Source organism: Pantoea sp. BJFS-204 (assembly GCF_049310725.1).
Classification (GTDB): domain Bacteria; phylum Pseudomonadota; class Gammaproteobacteria; order Enterobacterales; family Enterobacteriaceae; genus Pantoea; species Pantoea agglomerans.
Genome location: NZ_JBMOWE010000001.1, coordinates 135145 through 156139 on the forward strand (window position 1 = coordinate 135145; position 20995 = coordinate 156139).

Annotated in this window: 16 protein-coding genes; 10 read left to right on the top strand and 6 right to left on the bottom strand. The window is 52.6% G+C overall.

What is annotated here, in order from left to right; all coding sequences use genetic code 11:
* Window positions 1–294 precede the first annotated feature (294 nt).
* The 8 genes from ACO6VX_RS00625 to ACO6VX_RS00660 all read left to right on the top strand — a co-directional run bounded on the left by ACO6VX_RS00625 (window position 295) and on the right by ACO6VX_RS00660 (window position 13607).
* Window positions 295–654, top strand: a complete 360-nt coding sequence (locus tag ACO6VX_RS00625) for an AAA family ATPase (protein ID WP_422457408.1) — start codon at window positions 295–297, stop codon at window positions 652–654.
* A gap of 6 nt (window positions 655–660) precedes the next feature.
* Window positions 661–2619 carry an ATP-dependent nuclease gene (locus ACO6VX_RS00630; protein WP_422457410.1) on the top strand — a complete coding sequence of 653 codons (1959 nt, stop codon included), beginning with the start codon at window positions 661–663 and terminating at the stop codon, window positions 2617–2619.
* The gene (locus ACO6VX_RS00635) at window positions 2616–4505 is read left to right on the top strand and encodes a UvrD-helicase domain-containing protein (RefSeq protein WP_422457411.1); all 1890 of its coding nucleotides are present in this window, start codon (window positions 2616–2618) and stop codon (window positions 4503–4505) included. Before ACO6VX_RS00630 ends, ACO6VX_RS00635 begins: the two co-directional genes overlap by 4 nt.
* A 497-nt stretch (window positions 4506–5002) precedes the next feature.
* The gene (locus ACO6VX_RS00640) at window positions 5003–6232 is read left to right on the top strand and encodes a hypothetical protein (protein WP_422457413.1); all 1230 of its coding nucleotides are present in this window, start codon (window positions 5003–5005) and stop codon (window positions 6230–6232) included.
* A gap of 367 nt (window positions 6233–6599) precedes the next feature.
* Window positions 6600–7112, top strand: a complete 513-nt coding sequence (locus tag ACO6VX_RS00645; protein ID WP_422457415.1) for a hypothetical protein — start codon at window positions 6600–6602, stop codon at window positions 7110–7112.
* A 127-nt stretch (window positions 7113–7239) separates the two neighbouring features.
* Window positions 7240–8082: a hypothetical protein gene (locus ACO6VX_RS00650; RefSeq protein WP_422457417.1), complete on the top strand. Its 843-nt coding sequence runs from the start codon at window positions 7240–7242 to the stop codon at window positions 8080–8082.
* Window positions 8083–8558: 476 nt separating this feature from the next.
* Window positions 8559–12200, top strand: coding sequence for a DEAD/DEAH box helicase family protein (locus tag ACO6VX_RS00655; RefSeq protein ID WP_422457419.1), 3642 nt, complete (start codon window positions 8559–8561; stop codon window positions 12198–12200).
* A 633-nt stretch (window positions 12201–12833) separates the two neighbouring features.
* A complete protein-coding gene (locus ACO6VX_RS00660) occupies window positions 12834–13607 on the top strand; it encodes a DUF3750 domain-containing protein (protein ID WP_033788083.1) in 774 nt (257 codons plus the stop codon).
* Between the two features lie 30 nt (window positions 13608–13637).
* Here the strand turns inward: ACO6VX_RS00660 and ACO6VX_RS00665 are convergent, their stop codons facing one another.
* Complete coding sequence (locus tag ACO6VX_RS00665) at window positions 13638–13817, bottom strand: hypothetical protein (protein ID WP_022624131.1); 180 nt, start codon at window positions 13815–13817, stop codon at window positions 13638–13640.
* 193 nt (window positions 13818–14010) lie between these two features.
* On the opposite strand from ACO6VX_RS00665, the gene ACO6VX_RS00670 reads away from it, so the two are divergent.
* Window positions 14011–14256 (top strand): hypothetical protein, encoded by a 246-nt coding sequence (locus tag ACO6VX_RS00670; RefSeq protein WP_010671328.1) that lies wholly within the window; start codon window positions 14011–14013, stop codon window positions 14254–14256.
* 20 nt (window positions 14257–14276) lie between these two features.
* Window positions 14277–14774: a helix-turn-helix transcriptional regulator gene (locus ACO6VX_RS00675; protein ID WP_022624132.1), complete on the top strand. Its 498-nt coding sequence runs from the start codon at window positions 14277–14279 to the stop codon at window positions 14772–14774.
* A 3-nt stretch (window positions 14775–14777) separates the two neighbouring features.
* Here ACO6VX_RS00675 and mgtE read toward each other — a convergent pair whose 3' ends face one another.
* From mgtE to ppk1, 5 genes are all read right to left on the bottom strand, one after another.
* Window positions 14778–16211, bottom strand: coding sequence for a magnesium transporter (mgtE, locus tag ACO6VX_RS00680; protein WP_010671330.1), 1434 nt, complete (start codon window positions 16209–16211; stop codon window positions 14778–14780).
* Window positions 16212–16351: 140 nt separating this feature from the next.
* Window positions 16352–16537: a YfgG family protein gene (locus ACO6VX_RS00685; protein ID WP_010671331.1), complete on the bottom strand. Its 186-nt coding sequence runs from the start codon at window positions 16535–16537 to the stop codon at window positions 16352–16354.
* A gap of 101 nt (window positions 16538–16638) precedes the next feature.
* Window positions 16639–17253 (bottom strand): tellurite resistance methyltransferase TehB, encoded by a 615-nt coding sequence (gene tehB / locus ACO6VX_RS00690; RefSeq protein WP_010671332.1) that lies wholly within the window; start codon window positions 17251–17253, stop codon window positions 16639–16641.
* Between the two features lie 41 nt (window positions 17254–17294).
* Window positions 17295–18821, bottom strand: a complete 1527-nt coding sequence (gene ppx, locus ACO6VX_RS00695; protein ID WP_010260078.1) for an exopolyphosphatase — start codon at window positions 18819–18821, stop codon at window positions 17295–17297.
* 5 nt (window positions 18822–18826) lie between these two features.
* Window positions 18827–20887, bottom strand: a complete 2061-nt coding sequence (gene ppk1, locus ACO6VX_RS00700; RefSeq protein ID WP_010260075.1) for a polyphosphate kinase 1 — start codon at window positions 20885–20887, stop codon at window positions 18827–18829.
* Between the last annotated feature and the right edge of the window lie 108 nt (window positions 20888–20995).

The following is a 20995-nucleotide window of genomic DNA, read 5'->3' on the forward strand; positions in this document are numbered from 1 at the left end:
CCTTAAGTGGCAAGTGTCAGACTTTGACCGCCCTGCACTTGGCGACTATGCCGCCACCACAGCTCGGGCAGGTTCCCTTGAGCTTTGGTTGAGCTTCTACTCGCTTTTCATTCACAACCGCCAATCTCACGTTTCGCCCCGTCTTTTGATGTGGAGATAATGCCAGTATTGCCCTCGAATCCACTCTCTTTACCGTTAGCCATATACTATGGTACAACTTAAGCGATAGTTAGTAATCGATAATAAGTCTTCCGTAATAACAAGGCGTTGCATAATCTGGCGGGGGCAAACCTTATGCATCTTCACTCTCTGGCGTTTAAGAATTTTCGTAGGTTAAAAGATGCGCGTATCGAGTTTGCGAACGACCTGACCATATTTGTTGGAGCTAACAATAGTGGAAAGACATCAGCAACTCACGCAGTAGACCTGTTCTTGTCAGGCTCTAAAGACAAGTTCACTGTCAATGATTTCAGCGCAGATTGCTGGCCGGCCTTTGAAAATTTCCCGGCGGAAGATGCGGTTGAGCAAGCCCATGAATTCCCGGCAATAACTCTTGATGTGTGGATAAGCGTTGATCCGGATAATCTCTACCGGGTCGTGGATCTCCTGCCTAGAGCCGCATGGGAAGGTGCACTCGTCGGTGTCCGGATTTAGTTTACCGTGAAGGACGCGGCCCAAACGCTGGCCAGCTACCGGAAGATGGCGACCGAGGCTGCGAAGTTCGCCCAGAATAAGGCTGAGCATGGCGCAGATTACAAACCTTGGCCTCGCAACATGCGCGACTACCTCGCTCGCGAGCTGAAGAATGAATACGGCCTGCGCTATTTCATTCTTGACGAAGCGTCACTATACCCCGCTAACGCTGGCGAGACTTACACGCCGAAAGAGATCCTGGGAGACACCGAGCGAACGGGACACTCGATCATCAATTCGCTGATTAAGGTGGACTTCCTGAGCGCTCAACGACACCTTAGCGACGGTAACTCACAAGCTCGAACCGAGGATTTGTCCAAGCGGCTCAGCCGTTTCTACACTCGCAACCAGAGCAAGCGCGAAGACGACCACAACGCCCTGCGCGCGTTGGCGCTCTCTGAAGAACAACTGACGAAGCATTTTTCGGACGTGTTCAAGGACACGTTCAAATCGCTGCGCAAGCTCGGGTATCCCGGCCTTTCCAACCCTGCACTGGAGATCCGCGCAGCCCTACGGCTGGAGCGACTGATGGGCGATCAACAGGCCAAAGTTCACTACCTGCTCGAAGGAGCGACCGGCGGCGTAGAAGCCCTGTCTCTCCCCGATAGCTATAACGGGTTGGGTTTTAAAAATCTCATCTACATGGGCGTCGAACTCCTCGACCTCCACGCTGCGTGGTCGGTCACAGAGGAAGGCGAGGAAGGAAAACGCCAGCCAATCCACCTGATGTTTATCGAGGAGCCGGAGGCGCACATGCACGCGCAGCTCCAGCAGGCCTTCGTTCGCAAGCTCACTGAACTCATCCCGCCCAAAGGGGCGGATGGTTACGGCACACAGTTCGTGATCACGACGCATTCTCCGCACATCCTGTACGAGCGAGGCTTCAAACCGATCCGCTATTTCCGCCGTTCGGCCGAAATCGGTTCCAAGCAATGCTCTTCTGTTTTCAACCTCTCGGCCTTCTACGAGAGCAACAAGGACGACCGGGATTTCCTTCAGCGATATCTGAAGCTGATGCATTGCGACCTTTTCTTCGCTGACGGCGCAATCCTTGTAGAGGGTAACGTCGAGCGCCTCGTACTTCCGTTGATGATTGGTCACGGCGCTCAGAAGCTGAACGCGGCTTATCTCAGCATTCTTGAGGTTGGTGGTGCTTTCGCCTTTCGTTTCCAGAAGCTGATTGAGTTTCTTGGCTTGCCGACCCTGATCGTGACGGACCTCGACAGCGTGTACCCGCCCAAGCCTAAGAAGGCTGCTGACGCCGCTGCCCAAGACGATAACGACGCTGGTGAAGACGAAGATGAAGACGAGGAAGATGATCTCGACGATGAGGCTGCGGCTGAAGGGGATGAGCCGAAGCCAAGCTCAAAATGCCCTGCAGGAACGGCTGGAGCTGTGACGGCAAACCAGACCCTTCGCCAGTGGCTCCCCAGCAAGATACTGATTGAAGACCTTCTGGCCGCAACGCCTGAAAGTAAGCTGCAAGCGCCGCAGAATGGCTCGGGTGCGCATGTGATGGTGACGTATCAGTGCCCTGTAACCGTGAAGTGGGGAAAGGAGACAGCTGAGCTGAAGAGCCGAACCCTCGAAGAGGCCTTCGCCTATGAAAACCTTGAGTGGTGCCAGAAGAAAGAGCACCACGATCTGAAGCTGAGATGGAGCAAGGCGGGAACGATGCCGCTGGCCGACCTTGCTTCGAAAATCCATACTCGCGTCAAAGGCCAGCATTTCAAGAAAACCAACTTCGCCTTGGGCCTGTTGGCTAGCAGCGACGCGACGTGGGTCGTCCCTACTTACATCCAGCAGGGCTTAGACTGGCTGACGCAGCACGTCACAATCGTAGAAGAGGTGTCGGATGGCACGGCTGAAGTCGTCGGTGTCGATGACGCTCCTGTCCAACCTCAAGATGTTCAGGTGGATCAATGACCAGCCGTGCGGGAAAGCCGGATACGCCGGCTGATATCGAACTGAGAACCTTGCTAGACGATGATGCGTCTACCGGGTTCGTGATGGTTTCAGGTGCAGGGTCGGGAAAAACGACCTCAATCGTCAAAGCGCTCGATCATCTTCTCAAAACACGAGGCCCCGCTCTACGAGCGCAGTCCAAAAAGATTGCCTGCATTACTTACACAGAAGTCGCGGTCGGCGAGATTTGGGGTGATGTCGGCAACAACCAGTTGTTCCATGTGTCCACAATCCACAGCTTCCTCTGGGCGGCCGTGAAGCCGTTTCAGAGCGACATCGCAGACTGGGTCGGACGTCGGCTCGACAAGAAAATCACCGACACTGAAACTGAGATTGAAGGCTTCACGAACAGGACGCGGGCACCGACGCGAGATCGTAAACACGCCGACCTAGAGCGATATCGAGCCCAAAAGCTCACGATCGGTGATGTGAAGCGCTTCATCTATGGTGTCGGGAGCGACTACCCGAAGGGCATTCTGGGGCATGGCGACGTTATCAGGCTTTCGACCGAGCTGATTCGGGATCTACCGGTTATCGCCAAGGTCGTTGGGCAGAAGTATCCCTTCATTTTTGTCGATGAGAGTCAGGACACCGATCCGGATGTTGTTGCGGCATTAAAGGCGATCTCAGCTTTGCTCGGTAATAAGTTTTGCCTCGGGTTCATTGGCGATCCGATGCAAAAAATTTACATGTCCGGGGCCGGCGTCATAGCCCCTCTAGACGGTTGGAAACTTATTGAGAAGCCTGAAAATTTTCGCTGCCCCGTCGCAGTCCTCGATGTGATCAATCAAATCCGCGCGGGCGCTGACGGTCTTGCTCAGACCGGAGGCAAAACGAAAGAGGTCGGAGACGCACGCGTTCCGGTCCAAGGTTCTGCGAAGCTGCTCGTGGTGTCCAAGGCCGACCGTACCCAGAGCCTTGCCGAGGCGCGACAGTGGTTAGCCCATCACAACAGCGACCCCCTTTGGCTTAGCGATGAAGCTGACGCTGACGTAAAGGTCTTGGTGGTTGCCCATCGAATGGCAGCCAACCGCCTTGGCTTCGGCTCCCTTTACGAAGCCTTCCACGACAAAACGTCTGACGGTTTCAAAGATGGGTTCGATGACGGCACACATTGGTCTGTCGCCCCTTTGTTGAAGCTGCTGGCCCCCTTGATGCTGGCCAATGTCGATGACGATCAATTCGAGGTTATGAGCCTTCTGCGTCGTCATGCGCCTTTTTTGCAGCGCGAGTACATGCAGGCGAACGCCGTGCCCGGTATTTTGAAGGATATGGATATTCGAGTGAAGGCGCTCGCGCAGATCTGCGGAGAGTCTTCAGCAACTCCTGTATTCGCTGCGTTCGAACACCTGCGAGATGGAGGCATGTTTAAGCTGGATGAACGCATCCTAGCGGCAATGGCCGAATACGATGCTGCGGTTCCATCGGCTGAGAGCGGCAACCATGCCGCTTTGGTGAAGCTCCTTCACACGCCGATCCGGCAACTATGGGGCTATCGTCGCTACATCGAGGAGCAGTCGCCGTTTGAAACGCATCAGGGGGTAAAGGGGGCGGAGTTCAACCGGGTGCTCGCGATCCTCGATGACGAAGAAGGTCGCCATAACCAGTTCCATTACGGGAAGTATTTCGGAATAACGCCTCTCTCCGACACGGACGAGCAGAATATCCGGGATGGCAACGAAACGACGATTATGCGCACCCGTCGACTTCTGTATGTCTGCTGTTCTAGAGCTGGCGAGGATCTGGGAGTCGTGTTTTTTGCGGATGATCCTGCGCAGGCACATGCTGCCATCGTCGCGTCGGGTCTCTTCCCCACTCAGGACGTGATCAATCTTGCCGCGCCCTAGTCTGTTACAGGCCTTAGAGCACCTGGTGAGGCTTGTTTGAGGTGGTGCATGTCTATTGGATGGCCTACCGCAGGTCGAGCTCATTAGGGAGGTTTACAGTGGAATAAGCATGTTGCGAGATGGCTCAGTTATCGGACCGTTGTCAATGTTTACGCCTGTCAGCTCACGTCGTTACTAAGCGCGAGTTACCTATCTCGATAAATCTTATAGCGGCAATGGGCAATACTCGGGCGGTTGGAGATGACCGATTGGAGCCGATCCCGACAGGTAGCTAACAGCTACAAGCGGTCATCTTGTGTCTCGGATATATATACTTTGGCGAAGCAGTTCATTCGATCACAGACTATATGGTTGGATATTTCAGCTCACTCAGCCCACATGAAAAAAACAGTGGCTGACCACCAATTGAAGCGGAAAACCGATTCAGGAAAAACCTTATAGCGGTGGCCAGTTATATTTGGCTACTACATATCTACATTTACTCGGAGTTGATAGCTATGGCCGAAAATCGCAACAAAGATTTGCAATTAGCAATTAAGGTTGAATTTGATAAATATCCATTATTGAATAAACTAGTGAAGAATCCAACTCATTCCTTGCATTCGCCTTGGACTCAGCTCGTAAGCGAACACCTCCAATCTCAATTTACTACATCTAGCGAAGGAGATTTTTATCGGATCGTTTTCAAGCCAGGAGCGACCGGTGAATTGATGACTATTCAAAAAGGACCATTAGCCGGGCTTAAAACAACCAGTGTTGTTGAAGGTGGAAAAATCACCTCCATGGCAGCTTTAGAAAAAGTTGACGGCCAGCTAGCTAAAAATTTCATTCCTATGTTTCTTACATTAGGAGCTTTAAATTCCATCCATGCTCGCCTGAATTACATTGCAGATATTTGTATTACAATAAGAAATCGTCAGATATCCGGTGACAAAGCCAAGCTTGAACGAATCTCTGAAGTTATCGCTGACTGCTTCGATAGCCTTAGCGAGGGAGATGAAATACTCAATGCGGAGAACCTCCGTCGTGTGACTATCAACACCGATGATTGCTTTGAAATTCTAAGTGTACTTCTTGATGACTTAGAATCTCAGCATATAGCGACTGCAATGGACTTCGAAAGCTGTGACGAGCATACGGGCATAATTTGGTATGGTGATAGAAAACTTGCTAATCCGACGCAAGCAATGCGTACTCTTATGCGACATAGTGTTTTTTCTGCATTCGAAAGGTATGTTGCAGGTAGAGCTTGCCAGGTTCTGCTTAGCGGAAATTATTCATTGACTAATATTGGCCGTCACAAACGAGCATTAGTACGGGTTCGAGATTCAATTAAAACAATTTTTGATGTAAGAATGGAGAGTTTTCAAAGAGGCGCCAAATTGTTCAGGGAGAAAGTTAAATCTTTTGAAGAAGGCTATGATGATCCTAACTGGACGATGGAGGCCGCTCAGAGGTCATTGGATAGGCAGTTGACGGTCATCAAGGAACTGGAGAACGAACTAAATATTCTTCTCGACTCAAAAATTGCAGACTTTGAATCCCTTGCTGAAATTTTCTCAAGAGGAAGTTTTGAAGCAATAGTTATCGATGGGGGGATGATTTTCAGCGACCTAAATCCTCCACAACTTGAAAATGAGATTACAAATTCCCCAGAATCATTCTTGAGCACGGCCCAGATCGTCCAAAGGTCTGACGTTGTGCATAGTGCAAATGATTCGAACTAAAAAATCAGAACTTACAGCGTCGAATACGATTTAAGCCAGCTATCGATATATAGGAACGGCATTTTCAGTCAAAAAAATAATTGTTGGGTTGACTTTTTTTGGCCACTTGTTCTCATTCGTGTCAAAAGAAGTGTCCAGAATCGGATCGTCTCTTAGTAGGGTAGCAGCCTATTCTAGAGGGTTAAGGGCAACAAGGAAATAGGGACTGTAGCCACGATGAGGTAATGGCAGGAGGCCTTTGAAAAGGCCTCGCCGTAAGGACGGAAAATGACTACGGGAACGGGGGGTACTCCAGTTCGCACAATCCTGATTAAGTGATCTACTATTTCTCACAGCTATTTAATAGTTATTTTTTTAGAGAGAGCATATGCAACTTGACATATTTTTAGAAGATTTTGAAATGACAGAAAATACAGAGAAGTTACATTCTATTCTTGGTCGTAGTCTGGTTATTGCTACAAGATTCGATAGCTTATGTGATCATGCATTAAAACTTTTAGAATTTAAGTCATCATTTTCTATACTCTTACCAGAAAAAGATTTCCAAGAGTACGTTGATAAGTTATTCTCTAAGTTTTCTTCACTTAGCAATAATATTGATGCGTTGACTATCGATAATTCGTACAAATCCATTTTACATGAAGCTCGTAAAGCCAGAAATGAGGTTGTTCATAGTGTGGGAAAAGGTTTAACAGGTTGTTTAGATGGTAAAGTAGATGAAGAAAAATTTAAAAGTTATCTGTCTGAACTGATAGTTAAGGTTGCTGATGGTGATTTTGTAATATCAACAATATTATCAATCATAAATTATAACCAACTACCTAATTATAAAAATGATCAGTATCAGAAAAAAATAGTCAATTGGACTCTTGGAAAATAAATGCATAGCAAGTTATTGAAAATATTGCATTAAACGAGGGTTGATGCTATATGGAGATTTTCACACGTTTTAGTTTTAACGTTATCTGAAATTACTGGGGTGTTATATTTTAGTGGGATGCATTGAAATGAATAATCAATTTAAGCTCTTGATTGAAGCTAAGAAACAAAAAATATTAGAAGAAATACGCCAAGCAATGGAAAATGTTAAGGTATATAATTTCCCTGTTTTTATTGAAAATAGTATGTCCAAACCAGAATTAATTGGTTCGTGTGTGTTTTTAATTGTCGATGGCCGGAAATTTTTTGTTACGGCTGGACATGTGGCAAATGAGTGTGCTAATTCTTCAATATTTGTAGGGTATAATTCTAAACTTGTTGAGTTTAGCGGTGTTATTATAAAAACAGCAGGAACAAATACAGATAAAATAGATATTGCAATATTGGAGTTAGATGGTGACCTTTTTGGAGAAATTGAAGGTTCTGACTGTGTTACGTTGGAAATGATAGCGCCGATAGGTACTTTTTCACAGCAAAGAATATATTCTTTTATTGGTTATCCTGCAACCAAGTCGAAAATTGATCGTAGCAAGATTGATACTGTTAAATCAATAATGTACATGTATTTTAATACGACATGTGAAGGGGAAGTGTATGAAGATATGTCATTAACCCCTGAAACTCATATATTGGTTAAGTTCGATGCTAAGAAATGCAAAAATGAATCTGGAGAAATAGTTACATTTCCTAAACCTAATGGCTTGAGTGGCGGTGGTGTGTGGTTGCATAAAGATCTAACAGCTACTGGAGAAGAAACTACTGAATATTTGGCTGGAATAGCTATCGAACATCATGCCGATAAAAAATGTATGCTGGGTGTAAGTATTGAAGCTGTTATTGAAGTCTTGAAGCAAGAGTTCAATGTAAGTTCCTTAAGTTGTAATAATACACATTTCAGCATCGATGATTAAAATCCAACAAATTTCTTAAGTCGACAGCTAACGCGTGGCATTTTAGCTTCAGGACAATTTAGTGTTTAAGGAGCTATGCGGTAAGTTACTCATTGTGTTAGCTGCAGCTTAGCGAGGCGTTATGGTTGTTGGAGAATGTCATGATCTGTAAAGTATATTATTGAAGAAACCACTGCCTCTAAACTCTGAGTTCACATTCTCGCATATGGGTTCGGTATTCGGAAAACGTTAGTTTTATGGACACGTCAAAAATTCGCATCCGAGACTATCTGAACCCAAATTTCCAAGTTAACATTCCCGTCAAGTTTTCAATGTCCCGGTAGTGTCAATGAAACAGCGAATCGGCTATCCACTGGACTTGGCTTGAGAGGCTGTGAAGTTGGTGCTGTGGCAGGTGGAAGATTAGGCGGTGGCGTAAGATGGATGCCTAATCTAAAACGCAGCTATGAGGGTCGTAATTCCGATAAGAGAGGTGCATGGTGGATAAGTCGAAGAAGAGATCGGCACCGTCGAAGGGTGATGTGTCGAGCGTTGCGCTTTTGCGTTCGACAGATGTCGGTGGCACTGTTTCGTTTGAGGTAGACCAAAGCGCGCTTCCCGACATAGAGCGCCTTTACAGCCGCTCTATGAGCGGGCTGAGTGCTCTAGCATTCTGGCGCGCCGCGGCCAGCGGCACATATCGACCGGACAAGGGGCTGTGGCTCCCGCAACGGCGCGCGGTCGCTTTTGCGCACGCCTATCTCGCGGCTTGGGACATTGGTGTTGCCGGCGGACAGGCAGCGTTGGTCAAGATGCCGACAGGAACCGGCAAGTCGGCCGTAATCGCGACATTGGCTTGCGTTTCGCCACGGGTGAAGAAGGTCCTCATCCTCACGCCGCGCGAGGGATTGGTCAGCCAGATGCGCTTCGATCTCTCGTTCCGTTTCTGGGGCAAAGCCTTCGGGGCCGTCTTTGACGGCGACCGATTGCGCGAAGACGTCGACCATGCTGAGATCGAGCGTATCGAGAAGGCGGTGACCAGCGGCAGGATCGCTCCGGCACGCGTCCTCGAGGCGGCCCAATATTCAAAGATCATCGACGACGCTGATACAGGCAAGGACCGGCAGATCCTCGTTGGCACCTTCAACGCACTGCATCGTGTGCTTGGTCTAGAACCCCCGCCCCATCGCGACTTCCACGGCCGTAACGCCCCCGAACCGGCGACAAGCCTCAGCTGCCTGCCGGGAGGTGCCGAGAGTCTGCGAACGCTGCTGCGCAATGTGGATCTCGTCATTGTTGACGAGGGCCATTATGAGCCAGCCTATGCATGGTCTCAGGCCGTGCGCGCCCTTGATCGCCCGACAATCATCTTCTCGGCGACGCCCTATCGGAACGACTATAAATATTTCAAGATCGACGGAGGTTTCGTCTTCAACCTACCGTGGGACGAGGCTGTCGGCCAACGCCTGATCCGCGATGTTCGGGTAGAGCCGCCGCTGGCTGTGACCGATGCACCGCCAGCCAACCCGACACGCGAGGAGCTGTTCGTCCACCAGTTTCGCACGACGTTCGCTGCGCTGCCCGCAGAAAAGAAGGTGATCGTGCATGCGGCGACGTTCCGTTCGCTTGCTGCCCTCCAAGCTGCCATTCACAATATACTGAAGCAGTCGGCGGTGCTGATCCATGATGTTGCCACCAAGGGCAGCAATTCCAAGCTAGGGCTCGATGGGCTCTCGGAGGCTTCCACCGAGCAGCTCAAATCGCTCCGATTCGAAAGGGTCCGCGTCGCGGTCAAAGACGAACAGGCCAAGGTCGCTCGGATTTGGCTCCACCAATACAAGCTGCTGGAAGGGATCGACGATCCCAGCGTCGTCGAGATCTGGCTCCTCGATCCGTTCGGGTCCGCACGGCAACTTGTCCAGCAGATCGGTCGCGCCACCCGCTTGTCCGACCTGCACGACGCAGCAGGGCAGTATGCGATCGTCCGCGGCAGCACCGGAAGGATCGACCACTATGTCGGCGCGCCGACCGTGCATGAACAGATCGGCGAACGTTGGCAGAATTACCTCGCTTATGAGCGGTATGCGGCAAGCGAGGTCGATATGGCCTTCCGGGCCGAGACCCAGTTGTTGGCAAGCGTCAAACGCGCGGCACCGGCCGTCCAGTATATCGCGCGTGAGTTCCGAGGCGGGCATCTGCTCGACGAGACCCCGACCATGGCCGCCTTCATCCTCCCCCGCCGTGCGAGTGTGCATGTTCTCGAGGGCATGCCGAAGAGCGTAAAGACTGAGACGCTGGACGAGCTGGCCAAGGCGTTCTGTGAAGCGATGCTGCTCGAGGAGCGCTTTGATATTTCGGAGGTTTTGCCACCGCCTGGCCTCGAGACCGACTATGCCGATGTGCGGATGATCCGGTATCTGCTGTGGAGCAATTCACGCTATCTCGCGCACCACCACATTCCCGAATGGCGGCTTGGCGTGGCGGTCATCGCGCGAGCGGGACCCCACATCTTCCTCCTCGATACCGAGGGCGTGCCGATCGACAAATCAAGACTCAAGCTGCTTACGCCGCCGACCGAGGACCTCCGCCGACTTTTCCCTGACACTAAGAGTGACGCCGCGCTCCGCACGCGGATTGTCGAGACCGCGGCGGCTGGTCTGGACCTGGGCGAGCGCGGCCTCCGGTCGCTGCGCGTGCGGCGACATGCGATGGAAACCGGCTATTTCGATCTGGCCGAAGCCACCCAGGTACCGACGTCGATTAGCGGGATTGCACCGCATGACGGCGGAACCGCGCGCAGGCGCCTGTCGCTGTGGAACTCGAGTGTGGCTGACAGCAGCTATGCCTTTCTGGCCGTAGATAAATGGCTCGCATGGGTACGCCTGATCTCGGCGGCGATGACTGCTGATGAGACGGTGCCACACCAATATTTCAGCCGATTCGCGCGCGAGGTGCCGCCGCCGACATCCGGGAACGGCAAAGCCAAATCGATCTTGCTCGATCTGTGGGGGGTAGTCGACGAGGTGGCCAGCGAAGAGGCTGATGCCAAGGGCTGGGACGAGAGCAAGCTCAAGGCCCTGCTTGATCACGACACCTGCTGCGATGTCAAGGACTTCGTCGATGATGACGGTAAGGTGATAGGGCAGACCTTCGAATTCGGGCCATTTCAGCTTTCGATCAAATATATCTACCGCGGAACCACGCCACCGCGGGGCCGATACAAGATCGAAGGTGAGATGCTCGATCAATCGGTGACCGGGAGCGAGGCGCCCGAGAATGCAGGCGTCGAGCTGCGTGAGGATGAGCGCGAGTTCGGTCGCAAGCTGCCAAGCTCCCTGATACGGATCATCAATCAGCAGCAGTCGTTTCGTATCATCCCGGCAAGTGGTGACTGCGTTTACTCGACAGGTCATTTCTACAAGCCAGAACTCAACCTCTCGATGCTTGAGATCCTAGAGTGTTCGACGCACACCATGGACGTACTGAGCGAGAAGGGGGACACGCGTGTCAAGGATGTGGCGAAATGGAATACGCAGACGCTGTTCGGCCTAGTTTTTGGGTGGCTTGACGAAAGCCTTCCCAAACCGACCGAGCAGTTCGGAATCGATCTGATCGCATCGCAGCTTATCATCTGCGACGATAGTAATGTCGAGACCGCCGATTTTTATGCGGTCGATCAGGTAGCCCGGCGCGTGATGCTCATCCATGCCAAAGCGTCGAAAACCTGCAATCCCAAAGCTGCCGCGGGCAAGTTGCAGGATGTCACCCGCCAAGCCCAGGCGAGCCTTGCCTTCGCAGGTTCTTCGGGGGTGGGCCTCGCCAAGCCGTCAGGCTGGGATGACGACTGGTCCGTCAAGTTGACGGACGCTCCAGGCGAGCCTGTGCTTAAACGCTCCCGTCTCCTCAAAGGGCCTCCGACGATCGATGAAGCCCATCAGGCACTGGCAGCTGCACTGGCGGACCCATCTTATCGCAAGGAGGTAGTCATGATGACCAGTGGCCTCCTGAGCTCCAAGGCGGCCAATACGGCCTTTACCCGACAGAACACACAGGATCTCCAATTCCTTTATTTCTTGGCCGGTGCCCGGACCGCCTTTGATCGTGCCGGGGTCCGCTATCGCATCATTTGCAATTCCTGAAAAGCGGGTGCATAGCCACTTATATATCATCAAAGCGCAAGGTGAAAGATCTGAATTGCTCATTACGGAAGGGTTATACTAGTACCGTTACGCTGATTGGAAACGAAACGGAGCGACATTGACAAGTAGTGTGCGGCTAGTCGTAAACGTGGCTTACGTTAGTCGATTGGTGGGGCCTGCGCTCAGCATTGCGGGGCCGAAGAGGGCTCCTGACAGCCTCTAGCTCCAAGCATGGTATCAATCATGGCATTGACAGGATTTACCTTTATAATCATTTGATAAATATCAATAATAAAATGCTATTCACAATAGAGTGGGAATAACCTGGCCTCAGCCAGTTAATCCCTGATAAGTCTGCAGCCCGCTCCTCAGCGGGCTTTTTTTATTGCTCTGACCGTGCGCAGACTCGCCGTTTTAACTTTTCAGCGCATCCCGCCTCGCCGCTGGCGTTTTATTATTCACTTTGCCGGAAATTACGCTATCCTCCATGCAGTAAAAGCCCGCAACTGACGTCAGTTGTGTCCCGCTTTTATCCGCCGCTTTCATCGATCGTCCGTATCCCAAAGCCGCCGCGTACTGAAACCGTCTGCTGAACAGGCGTTTCGCGATTCTTACGTCACCAGGAATGTTGTCATGCTCTCACTTAAAGTGTTCAGCCTGTTTTTTGTTGCCGTACTGCTGCTATCGCTGGGAGCCAGCATCGCGCAGGCGACGCGTCACAGCGATACCACAGAGCAGGGCGGCTGGTGGTCGGCCCGGCGCGATTCGGCCGGGATAGCGCCCGACCCGCGCGCTTTATATAGCCTGGCTATCGTACAGGTCTATGCTGCGCCGACTTACGGCTGGAAAGGGGCGGTGGCGGTGCATCCGTGGATCATCTTCAAGCGCGCAGGTGAAACGCGTTTTACTCGCTACGAAGTGATTAGCTGGGGCAGCGGCGATAAAGTCCGGCGCAACACCAACCTGCCTGATGGCTACTGGTATGGCGCAAAACCGCGGCTGCTGGTGGAACATCGCGGACCGGAAGCAGAAGCGATGATCCCGCAGATTGAAGCCGCCATTAAATCCTATCCGTGGCCGACAACCTATCGCGCCTGGCCTGGACCAAACAGCAACACCTTCCTGGCGCATATTGGCCGCGAAGTACCCGCTTTAAGGCTTGATCTGCCCGCTAACGCGCTGGGAAAAGATTACCGGCCACTGTGGCGTCCGGTCGGGCTGCCGCCATCCGGGCGCGGCCTGCAGGTGTCGATTCTGGGCGTGGCGGGCGTGACGCTGGGTGCAGAAGAGGGACTTGAAGTCAATCTGCTGGGTCTGAACATGGGAGTCGATTTCACACCGTTCCGGCTGCGTCTGCCGTTTATTGGCGGTCTGGGAAATGACAACCTTCAGCAGGATAAGCCCTGACAGTCTGGCCCCGTCAGGGGCCGTTTCACCTCAGCACACGCCAAAGTCACCCTCTTCGTGATAGAGATTGACGCTCTCTGCTTTCACTTCGATCTCTTTTTTCGCCGCATCATCAACGCGTGCACACCATAAGGTGTCGCCTTCTACGCGCAGCACCTGCATTTTCGGGCCGCCGGTTTTCGACTGAACAAAATCCTCTGCTTTAAACATATTGCCTCCGTTGATTATCGCTTCTGCTGCCAGATGACTTCTGGCGCTGATCGTTTTTTGTGTGACGTTTTCCAGTTTATACCCTGACTGTTTTACTGCGAGAAAAAGTCTGCGCATGCTGAGCCGCACTAAGATAATTTCATCAGGTTGTCAGTTGACAACTTATCAATTCGGCGTCAGGATAGGGAAAAACATGGCAAGGAAGCGGCATCCCAACAAAGAGATCGAAACGGCGTTACGTTACGCCGAATCCCATGGCTGGCTGGTCGTCACGGGAGGCCATCACGCCTGGGGCAAAATGTACTGTCCGAAAAATCTGTTGATGTGCCGATGTGGGGAGTTTTGTCTGACCTGTATCTGGAGCACACCAAAAAACGCACATCAGCATGCCCGCGCGCTGCGACGCGTGGTCGACAACTGTCACTATCTGAAGTCCTGATGCAGCACAAGGAGAAGCATATGGAATATTGTTTCACATTACGGTTCAGCCTGCCGGAAGGGCATGCGCCGGTGGATGAACTGCTGGAAACGCTGGCAGCGGCAGGCTGTGATGATGCGCTAATCGGCCTGGGCATGCCGGGCAGAATTGCACTGGAGTTCACCCGGGAGTCCGACTCTGCAACGGATGTATTGAAGCAGGCAGAAGAGGATGTGCTGCGTGCGATACCGGGGGCCACGCTGGTGGAAGCCGCACCCGATTTTGTGGGATTGACGGATGTGGCGGAGATCATCGGCATGACGCGTCAGAATATGCGTAAGCTGATGCTAAGCCACCGCCCGCCGTTTCCGCTGCCGGTGCATGACGGTAAAACCGCCATCTGGCACTTAGCGGATGTGCTGGAGTGGCTGAGTCAGCGTGGTAACTATACGCTGCCTGCGGCGACCCGAGAGCTGGCACAGGTAACGCGGCAGCGCAATCTTAACGGGTCGCTGCAACGTTACGGCCTGCAAGCCTGACGATCAGTGCGGCAGCAGGAAGATCGTCGCCAGCCCCAGGAAAATAAAGAAGCCGCCGGTGTCGGTAAGGGCGGTGATCAATACGCTGGAGCCGACGGCGGGATCGCGATTCATTTTAGTCATGACCAGCGGCACCAGCACGCCCATCAGCGCGGCCAGCAGCAGATTAAGCGCCATGGCCAGCATCATAACGCCGCCCAGCGCCATATTGTCATACATCAGCCAGGTGATGCCGCCCATGATGCCGCCCCAGAACAGGCCGTTGATCAGCGCCACGCCAAGCTCGCGGACGATCAAAAACGAAAAGTTGCCCGGTTCAACCTGATGTAAGGCCAGCGCCCGCACAATCATGGTGATGGTCTGATTACCGGTATTGCCGCCGATACCCGCGACGATCGGCATCAGCGTGGCCAGCGCCACGATTTGCGAAATCGTCCCTTCAAACAGTCCGATAACCCGGGAGGCGACAAAGGCGGTACAGAGGTTAATCGCCAGCCAGGCCCAGCGTTTACGTACCGATTTACGCACCGGCGCGAACACATCCTCTTCCTGACTGATACCCCCCATTTTACGAATGTTGCTTTCGTTTTCGGCATTCACCAGGTCGATGATGTCTTCAATGGTCACGCGGCCAATCAGCTTGCCCTTGGCGTCGGTGACGGCGGCTGAAATGAGGTTATAACGTTCAAAGGCACTGGCTGCGTCTTCGGCCTTATCATTGAGCTGGAAGGTGGTAGGGCGGGCGTTCATCACGTCGCTCACCAGGGTTTTGGGTTTGTTAAGCAGGATGTCCGTCAGCAGCAGCTCGCCCAGCAGCTGATTATCTTTATTGGTGATGAAGAGTTTATCGGTACCGCCCGGCATGCTTTTGCGCTTGCGCAGAAAGCGTTGCACCGTTGCAAGCGTGACATCTTCACGCACCGTCAGGATATTGAAATCCATTACCCGGCCTACGCGGTCACGGTCAAGCTGCACCATATCGAGCATGCGGGCGCGCAGGGCGGGCTCCACAGTTGCCAGCAGGCGTCCGGTCAGGTCACGTGGCAGATAACGCGCCAGCCAGACCTGATCGTCGATATCCAGCGGCTGGATAGCGCGCAGGATATCGCGGTCGCTCATCTCTTCGGTGAGGCTTGCCCAGACCGTTTCAGACGCTTCAACCAGCACATGGCCGCGCCGCTCGTTCGGCACCAGCCGCCACAGCGCCTGACGTTCTTCTTCGGGCAGGGCTTCGAGAATATCCGCGAGGTCAGCGGCATGCAGTTGCAGAATGTCCTGCTCCAGCGCGTCACGCTGGGCCGCATTTTCACGTTGCTGTTCAGGATTGAGATCGCCCGATTTCTCCAGCAGGGCATCAACCAGATCGTGCTCGCTGAGCAGCAGCGTCAGAATGCGATGACGTATTTCACTTAAACGTTGAGAGTGAGAGGCAGACACATTGGATCCCTTAAGTCTGAAAGCACCAGCACGAAGTGTAGCGTTTCGCCTGAAAAAGGGATGCAAAAAAGAGTCCAGTTATCTGGATAACGTTTAAGTTTCAGGTGCGTTTCAGGCGAAATGTCGTTATTGGTTATTCGCTATCGCGTATCGCCTGATGTTATGGCAACCGGTTCAGGAATAGCTTTCTGTTGCTGATGATGCTCGAAGGCAGCAGGCAGGATAAAAATCAGGCGACTAAAAAGAATGATAAAACTAATCAGCAGCACAATGCGGGTCATGGTGCCGGTTTTTTGACGTCTTCGGGGAGAAATAGCGCTGTTCACGCGGGGTGGTTCCTGTAATGACCCCATCTGGGGCGACTGCAATATTTAGTCACAGTCGCCTGATGAAATCAATCGCTGTTGAAAAAAACAGCAGATAAAGATCAGTAACTCGCTTTTTGCGCCAGCAGCGTCGCAAACCGACAGGTGATGCGGTTGCCATTTTCATCTGTGCGATGCAGTTGACCAGGGTGCTCGTTGTACTTCACGATGTGCCAGTTGCGGTAGTAGTGGCTGAGCTCACCTGATTTAAACGCAAAGGAGAAATCAGCCGGGCAGGGCATATCGTCCGTGTTCATCGCCGCCACGATCAGGTTAAAACCGTCTCTGACCGTGCAGGCCTGCATGTCGGCAATCAGCTGCGGAATAGTCTGCGGCTGCAGGAACATCATCACCACGGTCGACAGCACAAAGTTAAAGCCGCCATTAAAGCGCGTGTTGTTCAGGTCGCGCTGCTCGGTATGAATGCCGCTGAGATTTTCCTGCGCAATAATCTCCTGCAGGCGCGCCAGGCTTTGCGGATTATGATCCCACGCCGTGACGTCAAAACCGTGCTGATTCAGAAACAGCGTATTGCGTCCCACGCCACAGCCAAGGTCAAGCGCCTTGCCGACGTTGAGCTGGGGCAGCGCCGCAACCACTTCGGAGTGGGGCGGCGTTAAACCATAGGTTTCGGCAAAATAGTTTTCGCCTGAAAGGGGTGCGGTTGGTTGTGTCATATTCATCATTTCAGTTAAACGGGCGCCAGGCACCCGTGTTGTCAGACTTCTTCTTCGAGGATCAGTTTCCATCCCGTGACGTCATTCCAGTAAACCTGCTCCCGTTCAAGATCGAGCTGAACCAGGTTGTTCTGCGTGAAATAGCCCGCCGGGAAGGTCAGCGTCCAGTGGCCATCATCGCATTTCAGGGTTAACGCCTCCGGACGCGTGGTGGCCTGTCGCTGATTATTCAGCAGGGTACCCAGGCGAAGCAGGAAGATCAGCGGTACAAACTGCTTTTTCTTGAACAGCGTCACGCGCGGCAGCTCATCAAGCTTTATCGCTTTACGATGGAATCTGACCAGCGCCGCCAGCAGCATCTGCTGATCCTGATTGAAGCCCGGCAGGTTGGTGTTTTGCAGAATATAGGCTGAATGGCGTTGCAGGCCGCTGTGATTAATGGTCAGGCCCACTTCGTGCAGCATCGCCGCCCATTTCAGCAGTGCGGCCAGTTGTGGATTCGCCAGTTTCTGATTCTGCTCGCGCCACTGCAGATAAAGCTGCTCGGTAGTGTCGAGCACGCGTCGTGCCTGGTCGCTGTCGATAGCGTAATGGTTCGCCAGACTCTGTGCCGTACGGCTGCGAATATCCTGATGGCGGAAACGGCCCTCCATCTCATAGAGCACGCCTTCACGCAGCGCACCGTCGGAGAGGCGCAATTCGCGAATGGCCAGCGCATCAAATACGCCGCAAAGAATCGCCAGCCCGGGTACAAACACGCCTTTACGCTCTTCCGACAGACCCGGCAGGCTGAGTGCAGCAAAGGATTTGTGTTTCATCACCTCGTCATAGAGCTTTTCGAGGCGCTCAGGCGTAATCAGCTTCTCTTTTTCATCCATCGCCAGCAGCACTTCGCAGGCGGCTTTGATGGTGCCGGACGCGCCCAGCGCATATTGCCAGCCATGCAGACGATATTGCCACGCCAGCGTTTCCAGCTTCTGCGCGGCCGCTAAACGGGCGCGACGGAAGTTTTCACGGCTGATTTCACCTTTCGGGAAATAGAGCTGGGCGAAACTGACACAACCCATGCGTCGGCTCTCAACCAGTTGCGGTTCAAAATCCTCGCCAATGACCAGCTCGGTTGATCCGCCGCCGATATCGATCACCAGCTTGCGGCCTTTCTCCGGCTGGGTATGTTCAACGCCCATAAAGATCAGGCGAGCCTCTTCATGGCCCGAAATCACCTCGATCGGATAGGGGATCACCTCGGCCGCACGTTGCAGGAAGGTTTCGGCGTTGACCGCCTCGCGCAGCGTGTGGGTACCGACAATCGTCACGTTGCTCGGACTGAACCCCTGCAGGCGCTCGGCGAACAGGGCCAGGCAGGCTAACCCTCGCTCCATCGCTTCCTCGCTGAGGTTGTGCCGGGCATCCAGCCCGTCAGCCAGATGGACGCGCTGTTTAAGGCGGCCCAGTACCTGCATCGCACCATCGACAACCCGCGCAATCACCATATGGAAACTGTTCGAGCCCAGGTCAATCGCCGCAAACTCCTGGGGTTTTGGCGTACTTTTATGAGAAATTGGCATAGGATTTATTCAGGTTGTTCCAGTTTCTTGATGTAATCATAAATGGCCAGCTGCGATCGCACTTTACGACGATTGCCGCGCTGGACGTAATGGTTACTCAACTCTTTATCGACGATGCGGGCTTTCACCGTATCACTCAACTGAATAGCAATAATGTCGAGTATGCGCTGCCGGATGTGGGGATCGAGTATCGCCACTGCAACTTCGATACGGTAATCAATGTTACGTGTCATCCAGTCAGCGGAGGAGAGGAACACCTTCTTATCGCCGCCATTCTCAAAAATATAGACGCGATCGTGTTCCAGATAACGGTCAACAATACTGATGACACGAATATTTTCACTGATCCCGGGCAAGTCAGGGATTAATGAGCACATTCCGCGCACCAGAAGATTAACCTTCACCCCTACGCTGGAGGCTGTATAAAGCCGATCAACCAGACCTTTGTCCACCAGATTGTTGATTTTCAGAGTAATGCCGCAGGGCTTATTCTGCTGCGCATTAGCAATTTCGGTGTCGATTAGCTCATACAGCATCCGGCGCGAGTTCTGCGGCGAGACCATCAGATGATCGAACGTCACGGGCCGGTAGGGATTCTCAATAAAGTTGAATACCCGACGCACTTCATTGGTGATGCGCGCATCCGCGGTCAGCAACGAGTAATCCGTATAGAGACGCGCGGTTTTCTCGTTAAAGTTGCCGGTACCGATATGCGCGTAGCGCACAATCTCTTCGCCTTCGCGGCGTGAGATCAGGAACAGCTTGGCGTGGATCTTCAGGCCTGGTGCGGAGAAAATGACATGCACGCCCGCTTCAGTCAGGCGTTTCGCCCAGTAAATATTGGCTTCTTCATCAAAGCGCGCCTGCAGCTCCACCACCACCGTGACTTTTTTACCGTTGTAGGCGGCATGGATCATCGCATCCATGATGCGGGAGTGTTTAGCAACGCGGTAGATGTTGATTTTTATCGCCAGCACGCTGGGGTCGAACGACGCCTGACGCAGCAGCTCCAGCACATGCTCAAAGGTGTGGTACGGGTAGTAGAGCAGCACGTCGCGATTGCGAATCGCATCAAAGCCGTTGCGGAAGCCATCAAAGCCGATGTGGCGAATCTGCGGCAGCGGGCGGTTCACCAGGTTATTTTTGCCGACGTTAGGGAATCCGATAAAGTCTTTGAAGTTGTGGTAGCGGCCGCCTGGCAGGATGGAGTCCAGGTTTGAGATGGAAAGCTTGTGGCACAGCAGCGACACCATCGTGTCTGGCATATCGCGCTGGTAGACGAAACGCACCGGTTCCGCCGTCAGTCGCTGCTTCAGGCTGGAGGACATCAGCTCCAGCAGGCTCGACTCCATCTCCGTGACCAGGTCGTACTCGGCGTCACGCGTCATTTTCATTGAATAGGCGTTGAGCGCGTCGTAGTCGTAGAAACCTTTAAAAATGTCATCCAGGCAGTAGCGCAGAATGTTATCCAGCAGGATCATTGGCTTACGGCGGCGCGGTGGCTCAGCCGGTAAATTGATGAAACGCGGGACTTTGTCGGACGGAATTTCCAGCAGCGCATACTGAATATTGTCACCGCGAATGATCTCTACCGCCAGATAGGTGTAGTCATCTTTAAGGAATTCGGTCAGATCCGTTTCATGGGTGATCAGAATCGGCGAGATATGCTGACGCAGCTCGTGCTTGAAGTAGTGGCGCAGCCACGCCTGCTGATTGGATGAGAGCTGACGTTCGTTGATCAGGAAGATCTGGTTACGTGCCATCTCCAGCAGCAGATCGTTATATAACGCATCAAACTCCTGATCGGACTTCATTACCCGCTGCTGAATTTTCTTAAACAGATGGCGTGGCGTACTGGCGGAACCCTGCTCTTCACCAATCAGAATGCGGCGTTTGAGGTCTGCGAAACGCACTTTATAGAATTCGTCGAGATTATTGGAGTAGATACCCAGAAAGCGCATCCGCTCAATCAGTGGATTGCTTTTGTCTGCTGCTTCCTGCAAAACCCGTTCATTAAAGGATAACCAGCTTAATTCTTTTTCAATATAAAGCTTTACCTGACCCATTCTCACTCCATTTAGCGGTTGCAGGACTGAAGATCCAGTATCCACCAACATTATGGCGAGAGTATGGCAGCGTTGTCCAACGCCAGGAGTTGTCTTATCAATCGGCTA

Coding starts and splice junctions, on each gene's coding strand:
- ACO6VX_RS00625 (WP_422457408.1), top strand. CDS start 295: ATGCATCTTCACTCTCTGGCGTTTAAGAATTTTCGTAGGTTAAAAGAT.
- ACO6VX_RS00635 (WP_422457411.1), top strand. CDS start 2,616: ATGACCAGCCGTGCGGGAAAGCCGGATACGCCGGCTGATATCGAACTG.
- ACO6VX_RS00640 (WP_422457413.1), top strand. CDS start 5,003: ATGGCCGAAAATCGCAACAAAGATTTGCAATTAGCAATTAAGGTTGAA.
- ACO6VX_RS00645 (WP_422457415.1), top strand. CDS start 6,600: ATGCAACTTGACATATTTTTAGAAGATTTTGAAATGACAGAAAATACA.
- ACO6VX_RS00650 (WP_422457417.1), top strand. CDS start 7,240: ATGAATAATCAATTTAAGCTCTTGATTGAAGCTAAGAAACAAAAAATA.
- ACO6VX_RS00655 (WP_422457419.1), top strand. CDS start 8,559: ATGGTGGATAAGTCGAAGAAGAGATCGGCACCGTCGAAGGGTGATGTG.
- ACO6VX_RS00660 (WP_033788083.1), top strand. CDS start 12,834: ATGCTCTCACTTAAAGTGTTCAGCCTGTTTTTTGTTGCCGTACTGCTG.
- ACO6VX_RS00665 (WP_022624131.1), bottom strand. CDS start 13,817: ATGTTTAAAGCAGAGGATTTTGTTCAGTCGAAAACCGGCGGCCCGAAA.
- ACO6VX_RS00670 (WP_010671328.1), top strand. CDS start 14,011: ATGGCAAGGAAGCGGCATCCCAACAAAGAGATCGAAACGGCGTTACGT.
- ACO6VX_RS00675 (WP_022624132.1), top strand. CDS start 14,277: ATGGAATATTGTTTCACATTACGGTTCAGCCTGCCGGAAGGGCATGCG.
- tehB (WP_010671332.1), bottom strand. CDS start 17,253: ATGACACAACCAACCGCACCCCTTTCAGGCGAAAACTATTTTGCCGAA.
- ppx (WP_010260078.1), bottom strand. CDS start 18,821: ATGCCAATTTCTCATAAAAGTACGCCAAAACCCCAGGAGTTTGCGGCG.
- ppk1 (WP_010260075.1), bottom strand. CDS start 20,887: ATGGGTCAGGTAAAGCTTTATATTGAAAAAGAATTAAGCTGGTTATCC.